21 protein-coding genes and 2 pseudogenes are annotated in these 21,043 nt (G+C 63.8%); 10 read left to right on the top strand and 13 right to left on the bottom strand.

What is annotated here, in order from left to right:
- The first annotated feature begins 12 nt into the window (after positions 1-12).
- Together E3O48_RS00860 and E3O48_RS17885 are read left to right on the top strand one after the other, a co-directional pair.
- Positions 13-297 (top strand): MarR family transcriptional regulator, encoded by a 285-nt coding sequence (locus E3O48_RS00860; protein ID WP_134536967.1) that lies wholly within the window; start codon positions 13-15, stop codon positions 295-297.
- Positions 298-718: 421 nt separating this feature from the next.
- Positions 719-797 (top strand): annotated as a pseudogene (locus tag E3O48_RS17885) (YkvA family protein); the annotation flags it as partial.
- A gap of 539 nt (positions 798-1,336) precedes the next feature.
- Here the strand turns inward: E3O48_RS17885 and E3O48_RS00850 are convergent.
- Together E3O48_RS00850 and E3O48_RS00845 are read right to left on the bottom strand one after the other, a co-directional pair.
- Positions 1,337-2,566 (bottom strand): FAD-binding domain-containing protein, encoded by a 1,230-nt coding sequence (locus E3O48_RS00850; protein ID WP_134536966.1) that lies wholly within the window; start codon positions 2,564-2,566, stop codon positions 1,337-1,339.
- Between the two features lie 135 nt (positions 2,567-2,701).
- On the bottom strand, positions 2,702-3,205 hold the full coding sequence (locus E3O48_RS00845) for a hypothetical protein (RefSeq protein ID WP_134536965.1): 504 nt from the start codon (positions 3,203-3,205) through the stop codon (positions 2,702-2,704).
- Positions 3,206-3,641: 436 nt separating this feature from the next.
- Here E3O48_RS00845 and E3O48_RS18255 point away from each other — a divergent pair.
- Positions 3,642-3,806, top strand: a pseudogene (locus tag E3O48_RS18255) (IS256 family transposase); the annotation flags it as partial.
- 90 nt (positions 3,807-3,896) lie between these two features.
- On the opposite strand, the gene E3O48_RS00835 reads toward E3O48_RS18255, so the two are convergent.
- The 4 genes from E3O48_RS00835 to E3O48_RS00820 all read right to left on the bottom strand — a co-directional run bounded on the left by E3O48_RS00835 (position 3,897) and on the right by E3O48_RS00820 (position 7,996).
- Positions 3,897-4,778, bottom strand: coding sequence for a glycoside hydrolase family 43 protein (locus tag E3O48_RS00835; RefSeq protein ID WP_241982340.1), 882 nt, complete (start codon positions 4,776-4,778; stop codon positions 3,897-3,899).
- A 100-nt stretch (positions 4,779-4,878) separates the two neighbouring features.
- Complete coding sequence (locus tag E3O48_RS00830; protein ID WP_134536963.1) at positions 4,879-5,736, bottom strand: carbohydrate ABC transporter permease; 858 nt, start codon at positions 5,734-5,736, stop codon at positions 4,879-4,881.
- 9 nt (positions 5,737-5,745) lie between these two features.
- Complete coding sequence (locus tag E3O48_RS00825; protein ID WP_241982343.1) at positions 5,746-6,678, bottom strand: carbohydrate ABC transporter permease; 933 nt, start codon at positions 6,676-6,678, stop codon at positions 5,746-5,748.
- Between the two features lies 1 nt (position 6,679).
- Entirely contained in the window at positions 6,680-7,996 is a 1,317-nt protein-coding gene (locus E3O48_RS00820) for an ABC transporter substrate-binding protein (RefSeq protein WP_134536961.1), read from the bottom strand.
- A 237-nt stretch (positions 7,997-8,233) separates the two neighbouring features.
- On the opposite strand from E3O48_RS00820, the gene E3O48_RS00815 reads away from it, so the two are divergent.
- The 3 genes from E3O48_RS00815 to E3O48_RS00805 all read left to right on the top strand — a co-directional run bounded on the left by E3O48_RS00815 (position 8,234) and on the right by E3O48_RS00805 (position 12,184).
- Positions 8,234-9,223: a LacI family DNA-binding transcriptional regulator gene (locus E3O48_RS00815; RefSeq protein ID WP_241982339.1), complete on the top strand. Its 990-nt coding sequence runs from the start codon at positions 8,234-8,236 to the stop codon at positions 9,221-9,223.
- Positions 9,224-9,330: 107 nt separating this feature from the next.
- Positions 9,331-11,250 carry a glycoside hydrolase family 2 protein gene (locus tag E3O48_RS00810; RefSeq protein WP_134536959.1) on the top strand — a complete coding sequence of 640 codons (1,920 nt, stop codon included), beginning with the start codon at positions 9,331-9,333 and terminating at the stop codon, positions 11,248-11,250.
- A 4-nt stretch (positions 11,251-11,254) separates the two neighbouring features.
- Positions 11,255-12,184, top strand: a complete 930-nt coding sequence (locus E3O48_RS00805; protein ID WP_174774729.1) for an aldose 1-epimerase family protein — start codon at positions 11,255-11,257, stop codon at positions 12,182-12,184.
- Positions 12,185-12,390: 206 nt separating this feature from the next.
- Here the strand turns inward: E3O48_RS00805 and E3O48_RS00800 are convergent, their stop codons facing one another.
- The 3 genes from E3O48_RS00800 to E3O48_RS00790 form a co-directional block, all read right to left on the bottom strand.
- Positions 12,391-13,674 (bottom strand): DUF6544 family protein, encoded by a 1,284-nt coding sequence (locus E3O48_RS00800; protein ID WP_134536958.1) that lies wholly within the window; start codon positions 13,672-13,674, stop codon positions 12,391-12,393.
- A gap of 69 nt (positions 13,675-13,743) precedes the next feature.
- On the bottom strand, positions 13,744-14,076 hold the full coding sequence (locus tag E3O48_RS18250) for a hypothetical protein (protein ID WP_370248800.1): 333 nt from the start codon (positions 14,074-14,076) through the stop codon (positions 13,744-13,746).
- 312 nt (positions 14,077-14,388) lie between these two features.
- The gene (locus tag E3O48_RS00790; RefSeq protein WP_134536957.1) at positions 14,389-15,012 is read right to left on the bottom strand and encodes a TetR/AcrR family transcriptional regulator; all 624 of its coding nucleotides are present in this window, start codon (positions 15,010-15,012) and stop codon (positions 14,389-14,391) included.
- Between the two features lie 191 nt (positions 15,013-15,203).
- Here E3O48_RS00790 and E3O48_RS18145 point away from each other — a divergent pair, with 191 nt between their 5' ends.
- Positions 15,204-15,473 carry a type II toxin-antitoxin system ParD family antitoxin gene (locus tag E3O48_RS18145; protein WP_134536956.1) on the top strand — a complete coding sequence of 90 codons (270 nt, stop codon included), beginning with the start codon at positions 15,204-15,206 and terminating at the stop codon, positions 15,471-15,473.
- Positions 15,470-15,790, top strand: coding sequence for a type II toxin-antitoxin system RelE/ParE family toxin (locus E3O48_RS00780; protein ID WP_134536955.1), 321 nt, complete (start codon positions 15,470-15,472; stop codon positions 15,788-15,790). The genes E3O48_RS18145 and E3O48_RS00780 overlap by 4 nt, the downstream gene beginning before the upstream one ends.
- A 267-nt stretch (positions 15,791-16,057) precedes the next feature.
- On the opposite strand, the gene E3O48_RS00775 is transcribed toward E3O48_RS00780, so the two are convergent.
- Both E3O48_RS00775 and upp read right to left on the bottom strand, forming a co-directional pair.
- The gene (locus E3O48_RS00775; protein ID WP_134536954.1) at positions 16,058-16,750 is read right to left on the bottom strand and encodes a winged helix-turn-helix domain-containing protein; all 693 of its coding nucleotides are present in this window, start codon (positions 16,748-16,750) and stop codon (positions 16,058-16,060) included.
- A 489-nt stretch (positions 16,751-17,239) separates the two neighbouring features.
- A complete protein-coding gene (gene upp, locus E3O48_RS00770; protein WP_134509016.1) occupies positions 17,240-17,872 on the bottom strand; it encodes a uracil phosphoribosyltransferase in 633 nt (210 codons plus the stop codon).
- A 33-nt stretch (positions 17,873-17,905) separates the two neighbouring features.
- On the opposite strand from upp, the gene tadA reads away from it, so the two are divergent.
- Entirely contained in the window at positions 17,906-18,385 is a 480-nt protein-coding gene (gene tadA, locus E3O48_RS00765) for a tRNA adenosine(34) deaminase TadA (protein WP_166788569.1), read from the top strand.
- Here tadA and E3O48_RS00760 read toward each other — a convergent pair.
- Both E3O48_RS00760 and E3O48_RS00755 read right to left on the bottom strand, forming a co-directional pair.
- Complete coding sequence (locus tag E3O48_RS00760; RefSeq protein ID WP_134536953.1) at positions 18,354-19,055, bottom strand: glutamine amidotransferase; 702 nt, start codon at positions 19,053-19,055, stop codon at positions 18,354-18,356. The genes tadA and E3O48_RS00760 overlap by 32 nt on opposite strands.
- Complete coding sequence (locus E3O48_RS00755; RefSeq protein ID WP_134536952.1) at positions 19,052-20,014, bottom strand: cation diffusion facilitator family transporter; 963 nt, start codon at positions 20,012-20,014, stop codon at positions 19,052-19,054. The genes E3O48_RS00760 and E3O48_RS00755 overlap by 4 nt, the downstream gene beginning before the upstream one ends.
- 86 nt (positions 20,015-20,100) lie before the next feature.
- Between E3O48_RS00755 and proC the strand changes: the two genes are divergently transcribed.
- The gene (gene proC / locus E3O48_RS00750; protein ID WP_134509022.1) at positions 20,101-20,949 is read left to right on the top strand and encodes a pyrroline-5-carboxylate reductase; all 849 of its coding nucleotides are present in this window, start codon (positions 20,101-20,103) and stop codon (positions 20,947-20,949) included.
- The last annotated feature ends 94 nt before the right edge of the window (positions 20,950-21,043 follow it).

Below are 21,043 nucleotides of genomic sequence, written 5' to 3'. Positions count from 1 at the left end.
GATAATCGAGAGATGGCGACCTGGACGTTTCTGACCAATCACGCCCACGTGTTGTTGTGCGTGGCGGACAACCCGAACGTGCGGCTACGCGACGTCGCCGTTCAGGTCGGTATCACTGAGCGAGCGGCGCAACGCATCGTCACCGAGCTGGAGGAGGCAGGCTACCTGGACCGCGAACGCGAAGGTCGCCGCAACACCTACCGGCTCAATACGGCAATGCCCCTTCGGCACCCTCTGGATCGCGATCATCGCATCGGGGAGCTTCTTTCTGCCTTCGCCAACACTCACAGCCAGTAACAGAGCCGCGGGTCTACGGACCTGACTCCGCGAGGGTGCACATGGCTTGCCCCCTGTCCGTCGTGACATGTGAGCTGGGGCAGGTGGGCGAACGTGCGGCGAAAAGATGACGTCTCCACTGCAAGAATCAGAGCATGACGTCAACCGCTTGCTCGATGTTGCTCGACGGGCGGGGGCTCATTTTTTGCGGACCGAAGTTATGACGTCCTGGTGGGGAATCGCTCTGGGCGCGCTCGGGGGGTTGCTCATGCTCTGGCTGGCCCTTGTCCTGCTCCTCTGGATCGAGCAGCGCCGGCATCCCGGCGGCGCTTCGCTTCGTGACCTCCTTCGCTTTGCCCCTGACGTCGCCCGGCTTCTGAAACGCCTCACCTGTGATCGATCCATTTCGGTTGGTGTTCGCATTCGGCTTGGCGTTCTCCTGGCCTACCTGCTGTCACCCATTGACCTGATCCCAGATTTCATCCCGGTTCTCGGCTACGCGGATGATGCCATCCTGGTCGCGTTCGCTCTCCGTTTCGCGACTCGCCGGGCAGGCATTGACGCCGTCGAGCGACACTGGCCCGGAACGCCCGAAGGGCTAGCGGCCGTTCTCCGTCTGGCCGAACCTGCGGTGAGGGCGGGCGTGAGGCGGCCTGATGGCGGCGCTCGAGGTGGTGTTGGGCGATACGGTTCAATGCGACCGGAAAACGTGCCCCGCTGAGGTTCACTCGCGCCCGGTCCCGCCAGGCCGTGATGGACACCCTCTGGGTGATGTGTTCTGCCGTGCCCGGGTCCGCGAAGAACGCAACGCGATCGTGGATACCAGCGGGGACCAGCGCGTATGCGTCAGCGAGCGCCCGCTGTACCTCGGCAGAGAACACATCTGGCGGCAGATCGTCCTCCTTTTTCTGTGCGGATCATGCCGTCGTCGGACGCAGCATAGCGCCCGAGGCAAGTGCTGGTGTTTTCTGCCGTTCACGGCGAGGTGATCAGCGTCTTCTGTCGGGGGTGGCGTAGGTTACCCGTGTGTCCGGCGGGCCCCCGATGGCGCTGTGGATGGTTAGGTATTGTCCCGGCTTGACAGACCCTGCTGGTGGAGCAGCCCGGGAATGCGCGCACGGAAGGGGAAGAATCCCCGCGCCGCATGCGGCCAGGCGAGGCTGTCCCAGCGCCGCCGAACCGTCAGGAACGCCACTGCCTCGGAGGCGAGCGCGGCGTCGAGCGCCAGCATCCTTTCCTGAACTGGGCCCACCGAAGCGTAAGGCACGACGACGGCATCGAGACGTTCGGACGCCGCCCACTCGAGCACCGTGGCGGGGAGGACGTTGGGCAGTATTCGCGCCGGGGTGTTGAGGGCGCGCGACGCCCGCACGACACCATTCTCGAGAGCTGACGCCGTGAATCGACGGACCACGTCCGACGCGCCCGCGAGCGACCGTGCGTCAGGATCAGCGGCCCCTGCGATGGCGACGAGTCCGCTGGTCGCATCGAGCCAGGGATGCTCGGCGCAGAGGCTCGCCGCGTCCAGATCCTCTTCGTGGAGCAGAAGCCCCACACGGCCCTGCACCGGGGCGGATGCTGCAGGTGGAATCGCTTCCGGCGACGGCACGGGCTCCTCGACGAGCGCCCGGGCCGATGTCGCGAGTCCCGACGGCGAGAACCGGCCGTCGGTGTACCGGGAGATATTTGCTGCCGTCGCGAGGTAGGTTTTGCCTGGGGTCTGGAGCCCGGCGACCCACCGCCAGGAGAGCGTGTTGGAGGCGGCATCCCCGTCGAGAAGGTGGCGGTAGAAGAAGTCCGCGCCCAACTGCCACGGCAGGCCGAGGGTGAAGATCCAGATGCTCGCAAACCACATCCGGGTGTGGTTGTGCAGGTACCCGGTGTCGACGAGCTCGTGCACCCAGGCGTCAATCGCGTCGATGCCGGTGCGCCCGGCGATGGCTTCGTCGTAGGTGACCGATGGGTAGTCGCCCGTGAGGCCCTGATCTGCCAGGTCACGACGATACCGCCGCCACACGTCGGGACGCTGCTCGAGCCATCCCTTCCAGTACGTGCGCCAGAACACCTCCTGTACGAACTTCTCGCACGAACCGAGCGGATGCCGCTCGAGCACGGCCGAGACGACCTCCCGCTCGGTCAGAAGCCGGTGGCGGAGGTACGGCGAGAGCCCTGACACATTGTCGCGGGCGGGACCGGTGTCATGGTTGCGGTCGCGCGCGTAGTCTTTCCCCGCGCGGGGCACGAAATCGGCGAGGGACTCAAGGCCAGCCGCGCGGGTGGGAATGAACACTCGTCCATCATGCACGATGACGATCGTGTCGACGTCGGCCTCCGGCCGTGAGCGGGGACTTTCCCGCTGCCCAGCTCGCGTCGTACTGCGGAGCTGCTGGGGCAGGCCACGAATATCACGATCATTCCGCTCGCCTCACGGCGCCGGCTGATTTCCTTTGAGGGGGAGACTGCTGGTTGAGTACACAAAGAAGCGGTTGTCCATCGGAGAACCGGCGGCCAAATTCAGTCGATCGCTGACGCCTTCCATGTGCCCGGGCTGCGCCTCAGCACAAAGGTACAGGGCACTTTCCGAGGTGGCCCTTCCCCGTTTCCAGTGAGAGGTTAAGTCTCTGGTGAGAGGTGGATTACTCACGATATGGGGCGGCCACATTCGTGGAGGAAGTCCAAGGTCCGTGGCTTCGGCTGCTCTGGCCGCGATGTCGCCCTCGGGGAAGGCAACTTCGACGTGAGTTCGGCGCCACGTTGCGCCCTTGAGGCTGAGGACAATCTGGAATCTTCGAGGTTTGACGCGGCGCGAGGTGGTCTCGATGACCGACACGGTGGAGCGAGTGAGGGTGATGTCGCCCCACGGCTCGGCCAACGCGCCATCGAGGGCGTGGAGAAATTCGTCGAGTCTCCCACGGAAGAGGGTATCCACGTCTTTCGTTGCGCGGCTGGCCAGTCCAATTTTGTGTTCCAGGTCGTGGACGCGAGAACCCACCCCGTCCGTGAGTCGGTTCGGCCGGAAATTTTCTGGGCATCCTGAACCCACCGGTTGAGCATCGAGGCGCTTGAGGGCCGTCTGTCCTTCTCGGGAAGATCACTCAACGGATTCCCGGTCACGCCCGCTTCTCTAATGTCCGGACCAGACTGGAGTGCTGTTCGTCGGTAACCCGCCCGAGGGCTCGGGCGTTGCGGAGGGCTTGTTACTGCTCGATGGCGATGTCCCACAGCCGGTCCTGGACGCTCTTTTCAGTCCCTCCCCGGAAGTGTCAAAATTAGACCACTTTTTCGGGATAGTTTTGGCGAGGGCACTCTGGCTGGCGCGGTTGGGACGCTTGGTCTCGATTGCCGGGCTGATCGCCGACGGCACCGTGTCTTCGTCTCAGATCGCGTCCGCTGAAGCGATCAAGGAGTTCCGCGACAGCGGTGCTCTGGACGGAATGTTCGCGAAGATCGACGCCGGCGATATTCAACTCACCGGTGAGGGCGGGTTCGCGCCCGGCTTGATCAAGGCGGCTCTGGAGCTTGGGGCGCAGGTTACTCAGGCCTGTGCGTCGTGATGAGGAGTGCGATGTCAGCCGCGGGAGCGGCCTGGGAAAGAGAATTGGTTCGCGTGGATTTCGCAGCTATGGAATCTCGATCACCGGGTGGCCATTGGCCCAGTTCATTTTTACAGCGTTCATTCCGCGGTAGATAAGTGAGTCGTTCCATGAATGAAAAATGAGGCTGTCAACCTCGTTCTTTGATTGAACGACATCTTGGCCGCCAGGGCCGGAGTACCCGTTCTTCGAGAGGGTAGTTGAGAGCAGGGGTGCGTCGTGCTTTGTGTATGGCCCCAGCACGGATGAGGCGGTTGCGTATCCGATTTTGTATTCGCCGGCCGAGTAGTCGTTCGCGGAGTACAGGAGTGCGTAGGAGCCGTCGTGGCGGATGAGGGTGGGGGCTTCGACGACATGGCCTTCCCACGGAAGGGTCTGTTTGGTGAGTTTGGTCGGTGTCGAGGTGAGCTGGGCGCCATCGGGTGAGACCTTGGCGATTTGAAGCCAGGTGTCGAGGCCACAGCAGTTTCCGTCGTTCTTCCAGAGTAAGTAGCGAGTGCCGTCTGCGTCGAGGAACGATGCGGGATCGATCGCGCCGCCCTCGTCGGCAGGACAGACGAGAGGGATGTCACCGACCGGGGTGAAGGGTCCGTCGGGCGAGGAAGACGTTGCGGCGCCGATGCATTGGGCTGCCGGGTCGACGCTCGCTGCACCGTAGTACATGACGAATTGATTCGGCCCCACTTGGGAAACGTCCGGTGCCCAAGTCTTTCCGGTCGTGGCCCAGGCTGGCAGTTCGGGAAGCGCGTCCGTTTGTGAGACAGTCCAGTGTTCGAGATCGGAGGACGTCGCGACTTGGACGTTCGCTGCGGCGGAATTGGTGGCGTACGCGAAGAAGGAGTCGGGTGTCGTCAGCACGTCTGGGTCGGCGAAGTCCTGATCGATGAGGAAGTGGCCGGCCTCGGGCAACGGGCTGTTGCCTTGTCCGGAGAATGACCCGCCATTAGCGCAGCCGACAAGTAGGAGTGCTGCTGCAAAGGAGGACAGAGATAGGCCTGTCGTGCGAACGCTAACCCTTGACACCGGAACTTGCCACGCTCTCGACGATTTGGCGCTGGGCGAGGGTGAAGAGGATGAGAACGGGGACGGAAGCGATCACGGCGCCGGCCATGATGATGCCGTAGTGGGTGGAATAGGCACCCTGAAGGATTGAGAGCCCAGGTTGCAAGGTGAGGTTCTCTGGGCTCAGGAGCACATAGATCGGCCAGAGGAAGTCGTTCCAATTGCCGAGAAAGCTCAGCACGGCGAGCGTGGCCAACGCAGGTTTCGATAGGGGCAGCACGATTTGGAGGAAGATCCTGAAATCGCCAGCCCCGTCGACGCGGGCGGCTTCTTCGATCTCACTGGGGAGACCGAGGAAGAACTGGCGCAGGAAGAAGATGCCGAATGCGCCCGCTGCGCCGGGTACGGTCACGGCCAGGATGGTGTCCAGCCAGCCGAGGTTCTGAACAATGAGGTAGTTCGGAATCAGGAAGATGACGGGGGGCACCAGAAGCGTGCTGACAATTGCACCGAAGACGACTCGTTTCCCCCAGAAGTCGAGCCGTGCCAGGGCGTAGGCACCCGCTGACGCGGTAATCAAGATGATCATCGTCTGCAGGGTCGCCGCGGCCATGCTGTTGAGGAACCACCGGAATATAGGTTGCTGTCCGGACGCGAGGGTTTTGTAGGCCTCGAGGGTGAAGGGGCTGGGGAAGGGATTGGCAGGGGAGCTGATCGCATCGAAGTCCGTCTTGAAACTGGTCAGGAGTATCCAGACCAGAGGAACCACAATGGTCAACGCGATGAGCACGAGGGCCGTGTAGAGGAGCACCCGCGGAGAGGCCCTTCTGAGCCGACTCCGTCGGTCGATATTCGTTGCAGTCATGGGGACTCCTCAGTTCGACTTTTCTCGTTGCAGCCGGAAGTTGATGACGCTGATCACGGCGAGGAACGCAAACAGGACATAGCTCATGGCCGAAGCTGCACCCATCTGATTCTGCGAGAGACCCTGGTCAGCGATGTACATGATGGCTGTGCGGGTCTGATTGCCCGGACCGCCCTTGGTGAGAAGGTACGACTGTCCGAACATGTTGGCGGAGGCCAGGATGGTGACTGTGGTGACGAACATCATCACCGGGCGAAGCCCAGGCAGGGTGACGTTCGTGAATTTCTTCCACACTCCGGCACCGTCCATGGAGGCCGCGTCGTAGAGTTCCGGGCTGATGCCTTTGAGGCCGGCGAGCAGGATGACCGTGTTGAAGCCGAGCGTCCACCAGACGGTGACACCGACCAGCGAGATCCAGGCCCAGGGCACATCCACGGTCCAAGGCGTGTTGTCCGGGAGGCCGAAGGCGCCGAGAACGTGGTTGACCACGCCTACTTGCGGGTCGAGGAGGTACTTCCAGATGACGCCGATCACGGCGACCCCGAGTACGTATGGGGCGAAGAAGATGGCGCGGAAGACTGTCCCGCCCTTGATCTTCTGGTTCAGCAGCGAGGCAACCGCGAGTGGGACAACGAGGAGCAGGGGAACGCTGGCGACGGTGAAGATGCCCGTAGCGCTCATGCTCTCCCAGAAGTCTCCCGACGTCAGGGAACCGGGTGTGAACAGCTGAATGTAGTTGTCCAGGCCGACGAAAGGCTGGTTGGGCAGGAGCGGGTTCCAATTATGGAGGCTGATCCAGAGGCCGTATACGGCGGGTGCGAGAACGAAGACGCCGAAGAGCACGAGGAAGGGAGCGAGGAAGACGTAGGCGATTCCGGTGCGCCTGTTGCCCCCCGCCCTGCGGAGCCGAGGGCTCCGCAGGGCGGGGACGATCGGGGCCAGATTAGCCACCGTACTGGGCTTTGTTCTGCTTGAGCAGCTGGTCCGCCTTGGCGGCAGCGTCATCCAGCGCCTCTTTCGGCGTCTTCTTGCCGAGGACCGCTTCGTTGACCGCGGTCGTGATGGTCGCCATCGCGTTGCTGATGCCAGGTGCTGACGTTTCGTAGTGCGCGTAGGGCAGCTCGTCTAGGAACGGCTTCAGGTTCGGATACTTCTCCAGGAGCGCCGGATCGTTTCGCACCTTGTTGTTGGCGGGAAGTTCGCCTGTTTCGGCCCAGCCGCTCGAGTGTTCGTTCATCCACTTCACGAAGGTCGCGGCAGCAGCGGTCTTGTTCTTGTCCTGGCCCTTGTTGTTCATGAACATCCAGTGCGTGGAACTCGACCACACGGCCTTCTCAGTTCCGATCTGGGGCACTGCCGTGGCCGCCCAATCGACCTTGTCCAGCGCGGTGTTCGTGGTCTGCCAGACACCGTTCCAGTTGAAGGCGGTCTTGCTGGACACCAGGGCGTTGATGTTTCCATCCTGGGCAACGTTCTCTGGGCTGTAACCGGCCTTGATGACGTCGGTCATGTGCGTGAGCGCCTGGACGCCCGCGTCGGAGTTGAATGTTGCCTTGGTCACGCCATCGTTGAAGAGGTCGCCGCCGAACTGCCAGAGCAGGGACTCGAATTCGAACGTGCCGGTGAAGACGTACCCGTCGACCCACTCGCCCTGAACGCCCGCGGTCTTGAGCGCGGCAAGCGCCTTCATGTAGCTGTCTTTGTCGGTGGGGATGTTGGCTGGATCCAGGCCAGCCGCCTTCAACACATCATTGTTGACATAAAGACCCATCGGAGTCACGCTCCACGGGATTCCGTACTGGGTTCCGCCGTAGTTGCCGGCGTCCATGAGGCCGTCCGGGAAGTCGGACGCCTGGTATCCGAGGGATTTGACGATGTCATCTCCCTTGAGGAGCAGGCCCTGGGCTGCGTATGTGGCGATGTCATCACCGTGTGCGACGGCGACGTCAGGCCCCTTGCCGGCTTTCACAGCGAGAGGCATCTTGGCGGCGATGTCGCCCCACTGGAGCGGGTTGTTCTTGACGACGATGTTCTTGTGCTCTTTGTTGAACTGGTCGACCAGCTTGGGGACGAGGACGGGAGCGGCGCCACCTGTCCAACCATTCCAGAAGCTGATCGTGACTGCGGGGCCTGAGTAATCGGCTCCGCTGACGCCGGCCCCTTGCGGTGCCGCGCTTCCGCTACTGCACGCGGCCAAGGCAACGCTGGCGCCCAGAGCGACCGCGACCGCGAGCCCGCGTCGGACAGATTGTTTCTTCATTTCCCGTGCTCTCCTTTGAGTGATGCCGCCAGGCCGTGGCCGGCGAGTTGGATGTCCCCGTTCGATCGTTACCCACTCGAGCGGCTCAGGGAAAAATTTACAGCGCTGTAAGTCTGATTGTCAAGTGTTTCGAGAAGCGCCGCATCTGGGCTGATCCGTGGATAGAGTCATCCCGAGGGTCCGGTCCAGATGGGCCAGGCCCGGCCGGAAGCAGGGAGGGGCGTGAGCGTGGTTCGAATGGAAGACGTGGCCAAGCTGGCCGGCGTATCGATGAAAAGCGTCTCCAATGTCATTCACAATTACACCCACGTGAGTGTCGGTATGCGCACGCGGGTGCAGCAGGCCATCGATGAACTTGGGTACCGTCCCAACGTGTTGGGCCGCCGTCTAGTGACAGGGCGCACGGGGATGTTGACGCTGGCGTTTAGCGATGTGAGCTTGCCCTACTTCTCCGAACTCGCGCGGGTTGTGTCTAGTGAGGCCGGGCGACGTGGGTATCGACTCTTGCTGGAGCAAACGGATGGCACTCTCGAGGGTGAGAGGGCCGTGGTCTCGTCCAGCGAATCTGGCCTCGTAGATGGGGTGATTTTCCAGCCATCGATCATGTCGACAATCGAGATCGCGCAGCATCGCCAGGACGATCCTCTGGTTCTGCTGGGCGAAGGGGCTGCCCCTCTAAGCGTTGACCACGTAATGATCGACAACACGCGGGCCGCAGAGGATGCCACCTCGCATTTGATTTCCTCAGGGCGGAGGCGGATCGGATTCGTGGGTCAAGAGGATATCAAGCAGTCCGCCACATCCAGTCAGCGCCTAATTGGATACCAGCAGGCGCTCGAACGGGCCGGGATTAGAGTCGACTCGTCACTTCTCATGGCCAGTCATGCCATAAGTTCCCAGGATGCGGCGGTGGCAGTGAGTCGCGCGCTCGACCGGGGCGTGAAATTCGACGGTCTGGTGTGTCGGGATGACCTTGCGGCAATCGGCGCACTCCGAGCTCTTCAGGAACGTGGGCTCTCAGTTCCCGGGGATGTGGCCGTCATTGGGTGGGACAACATCGCGATGGCCGCGTGCACCTACCCGAGTCTCTCCACGGTGGCACCCGACACCAAGCAGCTCGCTGTTGTGGCCCTCGACATGCTGGAGGAGCGCATCGCGGGGTATGCGGGTCTGGGCCGGCATCGGCTGGTGGATTATGCTCTCGTTCTTCGGGAGAGTGCTCCCTGATCAGATGGCTATTCTCGCGCCGCGGGATCCGGCACGACTGCCATTGACCAAAAAAAGAGTTCGGGTGCGGGTTTACAGCGCTGTAAAAGTGTTGCAAACTTGCGGACATGGACAACACCGTCGATTCGAGCCGCCCGAGCATCTTCCCCGCCAGCGAACAGGACGGTTCGTATCCGCGGCCGCAGCTCATGCGTCCTGTCTGGGCTGACCTGTCAGGGGAGTGGGGCTTCCGTTTCGACGACAACGACGAGGGGCTGGCGGAAGGGTGGCAGTTCAACCCGGTCTTCGACCGCCGGATCATAGTTCCCTTCCCGCCGGAGTCGCCGGCGTCGGGTATCCACGACACAGGCTTTCACTCGGTGGTTTGGTACCACTGTGAAATCGGGATCGAGGACCTGAAAGAAGCCGGACTCGGGTCGCAGGGCGAGCGGCTCATCATTCACTTTGGTGCGGTCGACTATCGCTGCAACGTGTGGCTCAACGGCATCCTTCTTGGCGAACATGAAGGTGGTCACACGCCGTTCAGCTTCGACGCCACTGCGGCGCTGACAAAGGATCGGCTCACTCAATCCCTGGTTGTGCGGGCCGAGGATCTGCCCGGTGACGTTGCACAACCTCGGGGGAAGCAGGACTGGGAGCGGGACCCGCACGTTATCTGGTATCACCGGACAACGGGAATTTGGCAGCCCGTCTGGCTGGAGGCTGTCCCAAGAGTAGCGGTCGAAACCCTGAGTTGGCATCCTGACCTGGTTACGAGCACGGTGAAGGTGGCGGTCACCTTCAACCGACTACCTAGGCCCGGCACGGTTCTCAAAGTGGACCTGACCTATAAAGGCGTGACGATCGGCGACCTCGCCATATCGGCCAACAGGACTCGCGTGGAAGGCACCATCTCACTCGCCAGGCAGACCAACGGCCAAGATTACGAGCAGCTGCTGTGGAGTCCCGAGACTCCGCGGCTGGTCGACGCTACCGTCACACTCTCAAATGGCGAGGGGGCTCGCGTCGATGCCGTGGGCTCGTACCTCGGTCTACGCTCCGTTGCCGTCGAAGGGGGACACTTCCTCCTGAACGACCGTCCATACTATCTCCGATCTGTGTTGAACCAAGGCTATTGGCCGGAGTCGCACCTCGCGAGCCCCTCGGCAGACGCCCTGCGCGCGGAAGCTCAACTCATCAAGGATTTAGGTTTCAACGCCACGCGAGTGCACCAGAAGATTGAGGATCCGCGCTTCCTGTACTGGACGGACCGGCTCGGCCTCTTGGTTTGGACCGAGATGCCCAGTGTCTTCGAGTTCTCCAGGACAGCAATCCGTCGAGTTACTGCGGAATGGACCGAGATCATCACTCGAGACATCTCACACCCGAGCATTGTGACGTGGGTCCCTCTCAACGAGAGCTGGGGCGTCCAGCACATCGCGCATGACAAGGCGACCCAAGACTACTCCCGGGCACTCTTCCACCTCACGAAGGCCCTCGACAGCTCCCGCCCGGTCGTCTCCAATGACGGATGGGAACACCTCGACTCGGACATCTGGTCGATTCATGACTACGAGGCAAGCGGACCTGTCCTCCGCGAGCGGTACGCAGACGCAGAATCAGCACGAAAACTATTCGAGGGCATGGGCCCGAGCGGCCGTCGCCTGCGACTATCCGATGAATCTGACCGTGGCCAGCCGATCATGCTGACAGAATTTGGGGGCATCAAGTTCCAAACGGACTCGGAGTCGCTGGATGACGCGTGGGGCTACTCCACTGCGCAGTCCGCCGCTGAATTCCAAGCCCAATTCCGCACGGTTCTCGAAGCCGTCCACGCCAGCACAGTCCTTGCCGGCTACTGCTACACCCAGCTCACCGACACCCTGCAGGAAGCAAACGGGCTAGTGACATCTGACCGCACGCCTAAGCTCCCCCTCGAGGTTCTGCGCGCGATCATCACCGGAATCGACGCACCCCTCGATCAGAAGTACACCCTCGAATCCCACGACAGAATCGCGGATCCGGATCCGACCTTTGCTCCCGCCTGACTCCATGGTGCGCACGCCGCTGTCAGGAACCCAATTCGTTCTCGCGGCTCACGGCTACACCGCATCGATCGCGAGCATCGGCGCGAGCATCCGATCACTCCAATATCACGGACGGAACCTCATCGTGCCGTTCGAGGCCAACCAGGTGCGACCCTTTTTCCGCGGCGCCATTCTCGCACCGTGGCCGAACCGAGTCGTCGACGGAAGGTACACATTTGGTGGCGTTGAGCAACAACTCAGCATCACCGAGCCATCCAGGGGACACGCCCTTCATGGACTCGTGTCCTGGCTGAACTTCGAGGCTGTTAAACAGGCGTCCAATCGGCTCATCCTTTCGGCAACCATTGAGGCGCAACCTGGATATCCCCACAAGGTGACGGTGGAGATCGAATTCGCCCTTGACGTAACGGGCCTACAAACGACAGTGACGGCACTGAATGTTGGACCAAACGCGGCCCCCTTTGGCGCAGCTCCACACCCCTACCTTGTCGCAGGTGAGGGCCGCGTCAACGATTGGATGCTCGAACTCCCAGCCCATCGAATCCTTACCGTGACTCCTGGCCGGCTCATTCCCCTCCGCCTGCGTGACGTCAATTCTGGAGATCTTGCTGCCCTTGATTTTCGCAGGCCTCGGGCGATCGATGACACCTTTATTGACCAGGCCTTCACTGGCATCGACCGGGACAAGGAAGGCAAGGCGACCGTTCGAGTGACGACGAACGCGGGTAGTGGTGTGGCGCTGAGCTGGGGCAGCGAATGCCCTTGGGTTCAGGTGCACACCGCTGATCAAAGCGAACGCTCCATTGACAGAATTGGACTAGCCGTGGAGCCGATGACCTGTCCGCCGGATGCTTTCAACTCTGGAGTGAACCTGCAGGTCCTTGAGCCGGCAGGTTCAACACGTGCCTCCTGGACGATTCGAGCAATTGACTGACTGTGGCCCGTCCACCGAGATGAGAAAAATAACCGGATTTCGTATCCGTCCGATTAGGGCAAGCCGAAGAATTCACCCCACAGCCGATCATCTCTGAGGCGAACCCCGGCACAAGCCCATTCTCTCGGTGTGTGACCTTGGTGACGGCTGTCCCACCACTGGTAACCGCCGGACATGCGCGGCCCTATTCTTCCCGGAGGTTCCAGTTACCCTTTGGGGCGAGCGAACACGTTGCGCAACGAGACCCGTTTGGTGTACTCGACCGACCTTCGAGCTCGGGCTGGTGCGCCGCCCGCTGTGGCGTAGGGGGCGTAGGTGATGGTGTCGAGGTTGTATTCGAAGTAGACGAATTTGTCCTGTGGGGCTGCGGGATGCCAACGGCCTTCCCCGCGGGTGGCGAGTCGCCGAGTGCCGAAGGAACGATAGTCGCTCAGGGGTGTCGACCAGGGTTGAGGGGTCAAGGTCGAGCCGTCCGAAGAGGTGCTCATCCGATCGTCGGAGATAAAGTCGACGAGATCGCCATCGCAGAAGGTCAGGTCGGCGGTCACAGTATGCGCACCGTTGGTGAAAACACCGCGGACATGGCTGTCGTCGAGGGGCTGCCAGACGATGGGTGCGTCAATGAGCGCCGCGGGGGCGAGGATGCAGAGGTCGTTGAAAAGTGTCACGGTTTCGGCCCGGTCCATTTTCGGCCCCGCGGCGTTCGCCATCGGCAGCACCGAGCACAGCTTGACGCGCATGGTGGCGGTGCGCCCGACGAGGACGTGGAGGACGTCGACCGGCAGGCCGAACATCGTGGCGTCCATCCAGAACAACCGGGTCGGCGCGGGCCCGTAGGTATTGACCTGCTCGCCGGTGTAGGTCATCCACCGCGATGTCGCACTGGCACGTATTCGGCCGTGAATATGGGCCCGCAACGAGGACACCCGGGGTTGACCGACTGCCCCGGAGCGACGGACGTGCTCGGCGACCAGCCCAGGAAGGTGAGCCAGGTCGGCTTCGGTCACGACCACGCCTGAACGCGGTTGGACTTCGCTGAGCGCGGCCTGCACCTGACGCCGATACTCGGCACGGTAACTCGTTGGACCGTGGGACACGAAGGTGTATCCCAGAGCGGCCAACAGCAGAAGGTTTGCCAGTGTGCCTGTTTTGGCGTCGCTCCATGAGGTCAGGATTGCGGTCTGCGAGATCAGGACGCCGATAGTGCCGGCGACCCACCACAAGCGATTGCGGGCTGCGAGCAGCACCCCGGTCGTTACGACCACGACGGCGGCGGTCAGCCAGAACAGGCCGAGCGCAGGTTCAATCGGCTCGGTAAGAGCCTCCACCTCCGCCCAGCCGAACCCTTTGACTGCGCCGAGCAGATGGATGAGACCGTGCCCGACGAGCACGACAACGACGAACCACCGCATAAAGGTTCTCATCGGGGTCGCGTCCCGAAGCTGGCGGGGGAAATAGTTTTCGACGCGGTCCGTGCGCGTGGCTGACATGGTGTGTGCCTTCGTTTTCGTGGGGCTGGGTTGAGTTGGGTTGGGTTGGGTCGGTCTGGTGGTGGTGACTCAGTCGGATGCGACGGCGTCGAGAACGGGCAGTCGGGCGGCACGGGATGATGGCCACAATGCGGCCAACACGCCGACGACGACAGCCAAGACGAGCATGCCGGCGAGCTGCGCCCAGGGAATGGCCAGCGTGGTCCAGCCGACCCCGTTGAACACGGTCGGCATCACTGAGGCAACGGCAACGGCAACGGCAACGGCAACGCCAAGAACAAGGCCGACGACGGTCGACAGCTCGCTGGGGCGATGCTGTAAACGTGACTCCAGCCCCACTGCGGCCACGACCCTATCGAAGTGCGCACGATCGACCGGCCTGCGGGCGATGTCCAGCGGCAACGTGATGTTCTCCGCCGCAGTGAGCGTAGGAACAGTTTGAAGGATTGGAAGATGAACCCCAGCAGGGTGCGGCGAAGCTTCGTCAGTTGGCGTTGGTTCATCAGGCCGACGTCGGCTGTCGCGGAGCGAATCTGGAGGGGTTTCGTGGTCGGGTAGTTGGTCATGTGTTGTCCTGGCGGAAGATGCTATGGGTTGAAAAGTGATCGTGCGGTGAGCGCGTTCGACTTGCGCGGGCGCTGTGGAGCGCAGGCCCGTTAGAACCGCGCGGTTACCTGAAGGCGCAAAGCAACGGGAGGTGCCGACGTACGGGTGTTAGCTGGGAGCGGTTTTGTAAGGGGCGAGGACAAGGTTGACGCCCGCGCGTGCGTAGCCGGCCGCGATGGGCTCTCCCGTGATCAGAAGGCTGAAATACAGGGGGCCAACGAGCGCATTGAGCACAAAGTCGACATCCGTATCGACTGAGAGCTCGCCGGAGGCGATTCCGCGCGCGATCGCCGCACGCCAGTGCCGCAGGTTTGGCTTGATGATCAGATTGCGGTAGCTGGCGGCGAGCACCGGATCGGCGGCCATCTCGGCCACCAGACCAGGCAGCACGCGGCCGAGAGGCGTCCGGGTCAGGACATCGATCAGGTGGTCGGTCAGGGCCACTAAGTCGTCGGCGGCGGTGCCGGAATCGTTATCCTTGCCAGGGAGCATTTGGGTCACCATCGCCTCGACGACGAGCTGGGACTTTTGCGACCACCGCCGGTAGATGGCTGGCTTACTCACCCCCGCCCGCCGAGCGACCTCTGCCACCGTTACACGGACATAGCCGACCTCGGAGAGCAACGCAATCGTTGCGCGCAAGATGGCCTGATCCATGTCTGGGTCGCGGGGGCGCCCGATGTCGCTGCCGCGGCCACCGGTGCGGCGCGGCGCCATCAGCGACTCGGACATCAAAACCAACTCCCTATTACGTAATTGTTAGTGACGTAACAGAGCCGGCCAAGATACGCAACTAGTAGTGACGGAACTGTGCGTAATGATTAACGCAGGTGAGTGGCCTCGCCAGAATTCCTCGCCGATTTCACTTCCGAAGCGCACCGTGTATCGGATAGGATTTAGTCCTACTAAAGCGGGGAGCGACCATGCGCACAACACGGCAGCTGAGCATTACCCTTCCGAACGAGATGGCAGACGCACTACGTCAGCGAGTGAGTTCAGGCGCGTACGCGAGTGAGAGCGAAGTCATCCGAGATGGATTGCGCACCTTGTTCGCCCGAGACCAGGTGCTCGAGTCCTGGCTTCGCGAGGAGGTCGTCAGTGCCTATGACGCGCTCGCGGCTGATCCCTCCGCCGTGGTCGGCGTCGACGACGTGCGTGCGCGGCTTTCGGCGAAGCACGCCGAACAGCAGTGACCCACGACGGGGTCGTCTTCCGGCGGGAAGCACTTCACCAACTCGAGGATGTCTACGATTTCATCGCCGACGCAGGGTCTGCTGCCACCGCGGCGGGCTTCGCTGAATCGATCGTCATTTTCTGTGAAAGCCTGTCCGACTTCCCCTACCGCGGTGTGGCGAGGGTGGACCTCCACCCCGGGTTGAGAACGATCGGCTACCGGAAGCGCGTCGTGATCGCCTACGCCATCCTCAATGAGACCGTGGCCATCATCGGAATTTTCTCCGGCGGTCGCGACCACGAACAGATTCTCCGCGACACCAACGAACTCGACTGACGACAAAGCGATCGGTGGCCCCGCTCTCAATGGCGAGCAAGTCCTGAGCCATCGCTCGGACGGATTCGCGTCCCGGTGAGTCTTCCGCAAAAGAGTTCGGGAGTGGGGAGGGGTGACACGGAACCCAGTAGCATCAGCGCAGGGGGAAAGTTGACGATTCCCGACGTTCTTATGCGTCTGAGGCGGGACAAGGGAACCCAGGGTGATTCCAACCGCAAGCACGGAACTCGTCCCCAACCTCATCCCCATCGCCCGTGGCACAGGCTCCTAGAAGACGTCGGGGCTCGGGGTGCTCGACTGGCGGATCGACACGTCGGCGTGCCGGTCGAACCGGTAGCCCACGCCGCGCACGGTGCGCACGATGTCCTCGTAGCGGCCCAGTTTGGCGCGCAGGCGGCGCACGTGCACGTCGATCGTGCGCTCGTTCGGTGTGTCTTCCTCGTCGGCGGCGTTCCAGAGCGAAGAGATGAGCTCTGCCCGCTCGATGGTGCGGCCTTCTCGCAGCACGAGGTACTGCAGCAACTCGAATTCCTTGTAGGTGAGGGCCGCGGTCTCGCTGTCGAGGATGACCCGCTTGCGGGAGATGTCGACGACGACGCCGCCCGGCGCCCGGTCGGGGTCCTCGGCCTCGTTGCGGTGCCTGGCCAGGGCGGCCGGGTCCTGCAGGGCCAGCCGCACGACGTCCACATCGCGTCCGCCGGCGCCCGCCGGTGCCAGGGCGACCGCGGCGTGGGTCTCGGCATCCGGTGCCAGCTCGTGGGTCAATGCCTTGAGCGCTTCGACAATGCGGCCGAGGCTGGTCCCGGCCGCGGCCGCCTTCGCCTCGTCGATGCCGACGTAGAGTACGAACCCGCGGGCCTGGGTGCCGTCCGGAACGGCACGGATGCGGGGGGCGGCGGGGGCCTGGTCGAGGCGGGCGGCCTGGGCTGAGCGGGCGGTGTCAATGTGTGCAAGCGACATGGGAGGAATCCTTGGTGTGATGATGCGGGGGAACCATCGCGAGAGGCTATTCATGGTTCGGCGAGGCGTGGCCGGTGCGGCCGGGGGCGAAGTCGGGGAAGAGCGGGAGTTCAACCTGGCGCTGGTGCAGCGGCGGGAACTCGGCGATGGTTCGCGGTTAGCGGTACATTCGGCAACACGCGGAGCAGCTGCCGGGCATCATCATGCCGGCAGTCCCGGGAGCCTCGAAGGAGGTCAGGGGGCGTGCGCTCGTTGTCATAGTTGCGAGTAAAGCCCACTGTTACGGCGTGTGTCAATTCTGTGACCCCGGGTGACGCGGTGTGACGCGCACCACGTTCGCCGGGGCCGGGACGGATCGGAGGATCCGTGATCGATCACGAAACCGTAAAAGATTCCTTGTCGAATCGCTATTCAATCAAAGATTCGTGAATCGCGGGGCCTGCGGCGTGTTGTTCGTCGCAGGTCCTGCGGTCATGGAGGGGCGGTGGATCAGACCAGCCCGTAGAGACGGTCGCCGGCGTCGCCGAGGCCGGGCACGATGTAGCCGTGCTCGTCGAGCCGCTCGTCGACCGCTCCGAGCACGATGGTGACCTCACGGCCGGCCATCGCCTTCTCCACGGCGGCGAGCCCTTCCGGGGCGGCGAGGATGCAGATCGCCGTGACATCCACCGCGCCGCGGTCGAAGAGGAACTGGATCGCGGCGATCAGTGAACCGCCGGTGGCGAGCATCGGGTCGAGCACGAAGCACTGGCGGTCGGACAGGTCGTCGGGCAGGCGCTCGGCGTAGGTCGTCGGCTCGAGGGTTTCCTCGTTGCGGGCCATGCCCAGGAAACCGACCTCCGCGGTCGGGAGGAGCTTGACCATGCCCTCGAGCATGCCGAGCCCGGCCCGGAGGATGGGGACCACGAGGGGCTTGGGGTCACTGATCTGCACGCCGCGGGCCTCGGCCACCGGCGTCTGCACGGTGACCTGCTCGACGCGCACTCCGCGGGTGCCCTCGTAGGCGAGGAGCGTCATCAGCTCCTCGACCAGGGAGCGGAAGAGCGGCGACGGGGTGCGCTTGTCCCGGAGAACCGTGAGTTTGTGGGTGATCAGGGGGTGGTCGGCTACGTGGACTCGCATAGGCTCAATCTACTAGTCGGGGGAGGCATCCGGATGGGCGAGCAGGATCGTCGGCACCGCGAGTGGATGCTGCTTGCCCTCGCGGAGGCGCGCGCGGCCCTGGCAACCGGGGATGTCCCGGTCGGCGCGGTGGTCATCGACGCGGGCGGCGCGGTGATCGGCCGGGGCCGCAATGAGCGTGAGCTGCATCAGGACCCGACCGCCCACGCCGAGATCGTCGCCATCCGCGAGGCCGCCGCGTCCCTCGGTGACTGGCACCTGACCGGGTGCACCCTCGTGGTCACCCTCGAGCCGTGCGTGATGTGCGCGGGTGCGATCGTGGCGGCCCGCGTGCCGGTGGTGGTCTTCGGGGCCTGGGATGAGAAGGCCGGGGCGTCCGGGTCGATCTACGACGTGCTGCGGGACCGCAGGCTCAACCACCGGGTGGAGGTCTTCGCCGAGGTGGATGCCGCGGAGTGCGGCATCCTGCTCCGAGACTTCTTCAGCGATCCAGCCCGGCGAGCCATTCGCTGAACATGGCCCGGGAGGCGCCCTGCATGCCCTCCGAGTAGCGTTCACGCTCCAGGCGGAGGCCTGCCGGGTCGAACCCTTCCGCGGCCACCTCGGCCTCGGAGGCGGCCAGCCAGACCTCGTGCATCTCCTCGGTGACCTCGGGATGGAATTGCACCGCGAGGGCCCAGTTCCCGATGGAGAACGCCTCGTTGCCGTACTGCGGCGACCCGGCCAGCCGGGTGACGCCCTCCGGCAGGTCGAACGTGTCGCTGTGCCACTGGAACACGGGCACTCCGGCGATGTGCCGCACCGGGGAATCGGCGCCGGCCTCGGTCGGTTCCACGGAGCGGTAGCCGATCTCATTGGTCGGTCCCCGGTAGACCGTGGCGCCGAGCGCGGTCGCGATCAGCTGGGCGCCCAGGCAGACCCCGAAGACCGGCCGGCCGGCGGTGAGCCGGGATTCGAGGAGGGCGATCTCGTCGAGCAGGGCCGGGAACCGGTCGGCCTCGTAGACGCCCATCTCCCCGCCGAGCACCACGACGAGGTCGGCGGCGTGGGGGTCGAGGACGCTCACGTCCTCCCGCATGGTGTCTACATAGCGCACGTCGTAGCCGTGTTCGAGCAGCACCGGCTCGAGGTTGCCGAGGTGGATCGTGTCGTCGTGGCGGAGCACGATCGCGATGCGGCTCATTCGCTGCCCTTGATGACGATCGCGTCGGTGGGCAGTTCGCGGTGGCCCGGGTCGATGAACACGTCGGGCTCGAGGTAGATCGTGCGGGCGATCGGCACGGCCTCGCGTATCCGGGCCTCGACGGCGTCGATAGCGGCGGCCACGTCCGAGAACCGGGTCTCGGCGTCGAAGGCGACCTTGGCGGCGACGAGCAGCTCGTCCGGACCCAGGTAGAGCGTCTTCAGGTGGATGATCCGGCGGGTCTCAGGGCCGGAGAGGATGGCGTGTTCGATCTTCGCGGCATCCGTGCGCCCGGCGCCTTCGCCGACCAGGAGGCTCTTGGTCTCGACGCCGAGCACGATCGCGACGAGCACGAGAAGCACGCCGATGAAGAGGGTGCCGATCGCGTCCCAGATCGGCTCGCCCGTGATGATGGTCAGTCCGACGCCGAGGAAGGCGAAGACGAGCCCGGCCAGGGCCGCGACGTCTTCGAGCAGCACGACCGGCAGCTCGGGCGCCTTGGCGTGCCGCACGAACTGCACCCAGGTCTGCTCTCCGCGCAGGAGGTTCGATTCCTTCATGGCCGTGCGCAGGGAGAACGATTCGAGGCCCATGGCGACCAGGAGCACCACGATTGGCAGCCACGGCACCTCGAGCGGGTGGGGGTTCTGCAGCTTCTGCACGCCCTCGTAGAGCGAGAACACGCCGCCGATGGAGAAGAGGATGATCGACACGACGAACGCGTAGACGTAGCGTTCCCGGCCGTACCCGAACGGATGCGCCGTGTCGGCGTCCTTGCGCGACTTGCGGCCGCCGCGCAGCAGTAGCAACTGGTTTCCCGAGTCGGCGAGCGAGTGCACGCCCTCGGCGAGCATCGAGGAGGAGCCGGAGAAGGCCCACGCGATGAACTTCGTCACGGCGATGCCCAGGTTGGCCGCCAGGGCGGCCACGATTGCTTTGTTTCCGCCGGATGCGCTCATGCAGTAATCCTAGAACGACGGGCACAGCCGGTGCGCCGGCCACCGCGCACGGTGACCGGACAGGACGGCGAAACTAGACTCCCTCCATGACTACGACTGCGTCCACCACGCTCCCCACCATCGCGTTCCTGGGCGCCGGATCGATGGCCAGGGCCGTCCTGACCGGCCTGCTGAACCCGAACGTCACCGTGGAGGGCGGCATCCGTGCCACCAACCGAACCGCGGCGAAGGCGGCCGAGCTGGCCGGCATCGACGGCGTGACCGCCTTCGCCACGGCGGAGGACCCCGAGGCCAACCTCAAGGCGGTGGCCGGCGCCCGCATCGTGATCGTGGCCGTGAAGCCGGCGATGGTGCCCGACCTGCTCACCGAGATCGCAGGCAGCCTCGAGCCGGGAACGCTTGTGGTGAGCGTCGCCGCCGGCGTCACGATCGCCACCTTCGAATCGCTGCTGCCCGAGTCGGTGGCCGTCATCCGTTCGATGCCGAACACGCCGGCGCTCGTCGGCAAGGCGGTCACCGGGCTCAGCGCCGGCACTCGCTCCAGCGCCACCGACCTCGACCTCGCGACCACCCTGTTCGGCACCGTCGGCGACGTGCTCGTCGTGCCGGAGGGCAAACTCGACGCGCTCAGCACCATATCCGGCTCCGGCCCGGCCTACGTCTTCTACCTGATCGAGCAGCTCACCGCCACGGCGGTCGCCAAAGGCTTCAGCCCGGAGGAGGCGGCCGTGATGGTCAACGGCACCTTTCTCGGCGCCTGCACCCTGCTGGCGGGCTCCGACCAGTCGCCGGCCGAGCTCCGCCGCCAGGTCACCAGCCCGAGCGGCACCACCGAGCGCGCCGTCTGGGAGCTGGAAAAAGGCGGCCTCAAGGAGCTCTTCGATCGGGCAACGGATGCCGCACTCGCCCGCGCCCGCGAACTCGCCGGCCACTAGATGAGTGAGTCCTAATCGATTGTCGGTAGCGGTACACGTCTAGTCAGATCGGACTGGCCCGGCGTGGACGCTGTTAATCGAAGGCGGAGGGTGT

Origin of the sequence: Cryobacterium sp. HLT2-28 (assembly GCF_004402495.1) — a bacterium.
GTDB lineage: Bacteria > Actinomycetota > Actinomycetes > Actinomycetales > Microbacteriaceae > Cryobacterium > Cryobacterium mannosilyticum.
This window is presented reverse-complemented; position numbering and strand designations above follow the sequence as displayed.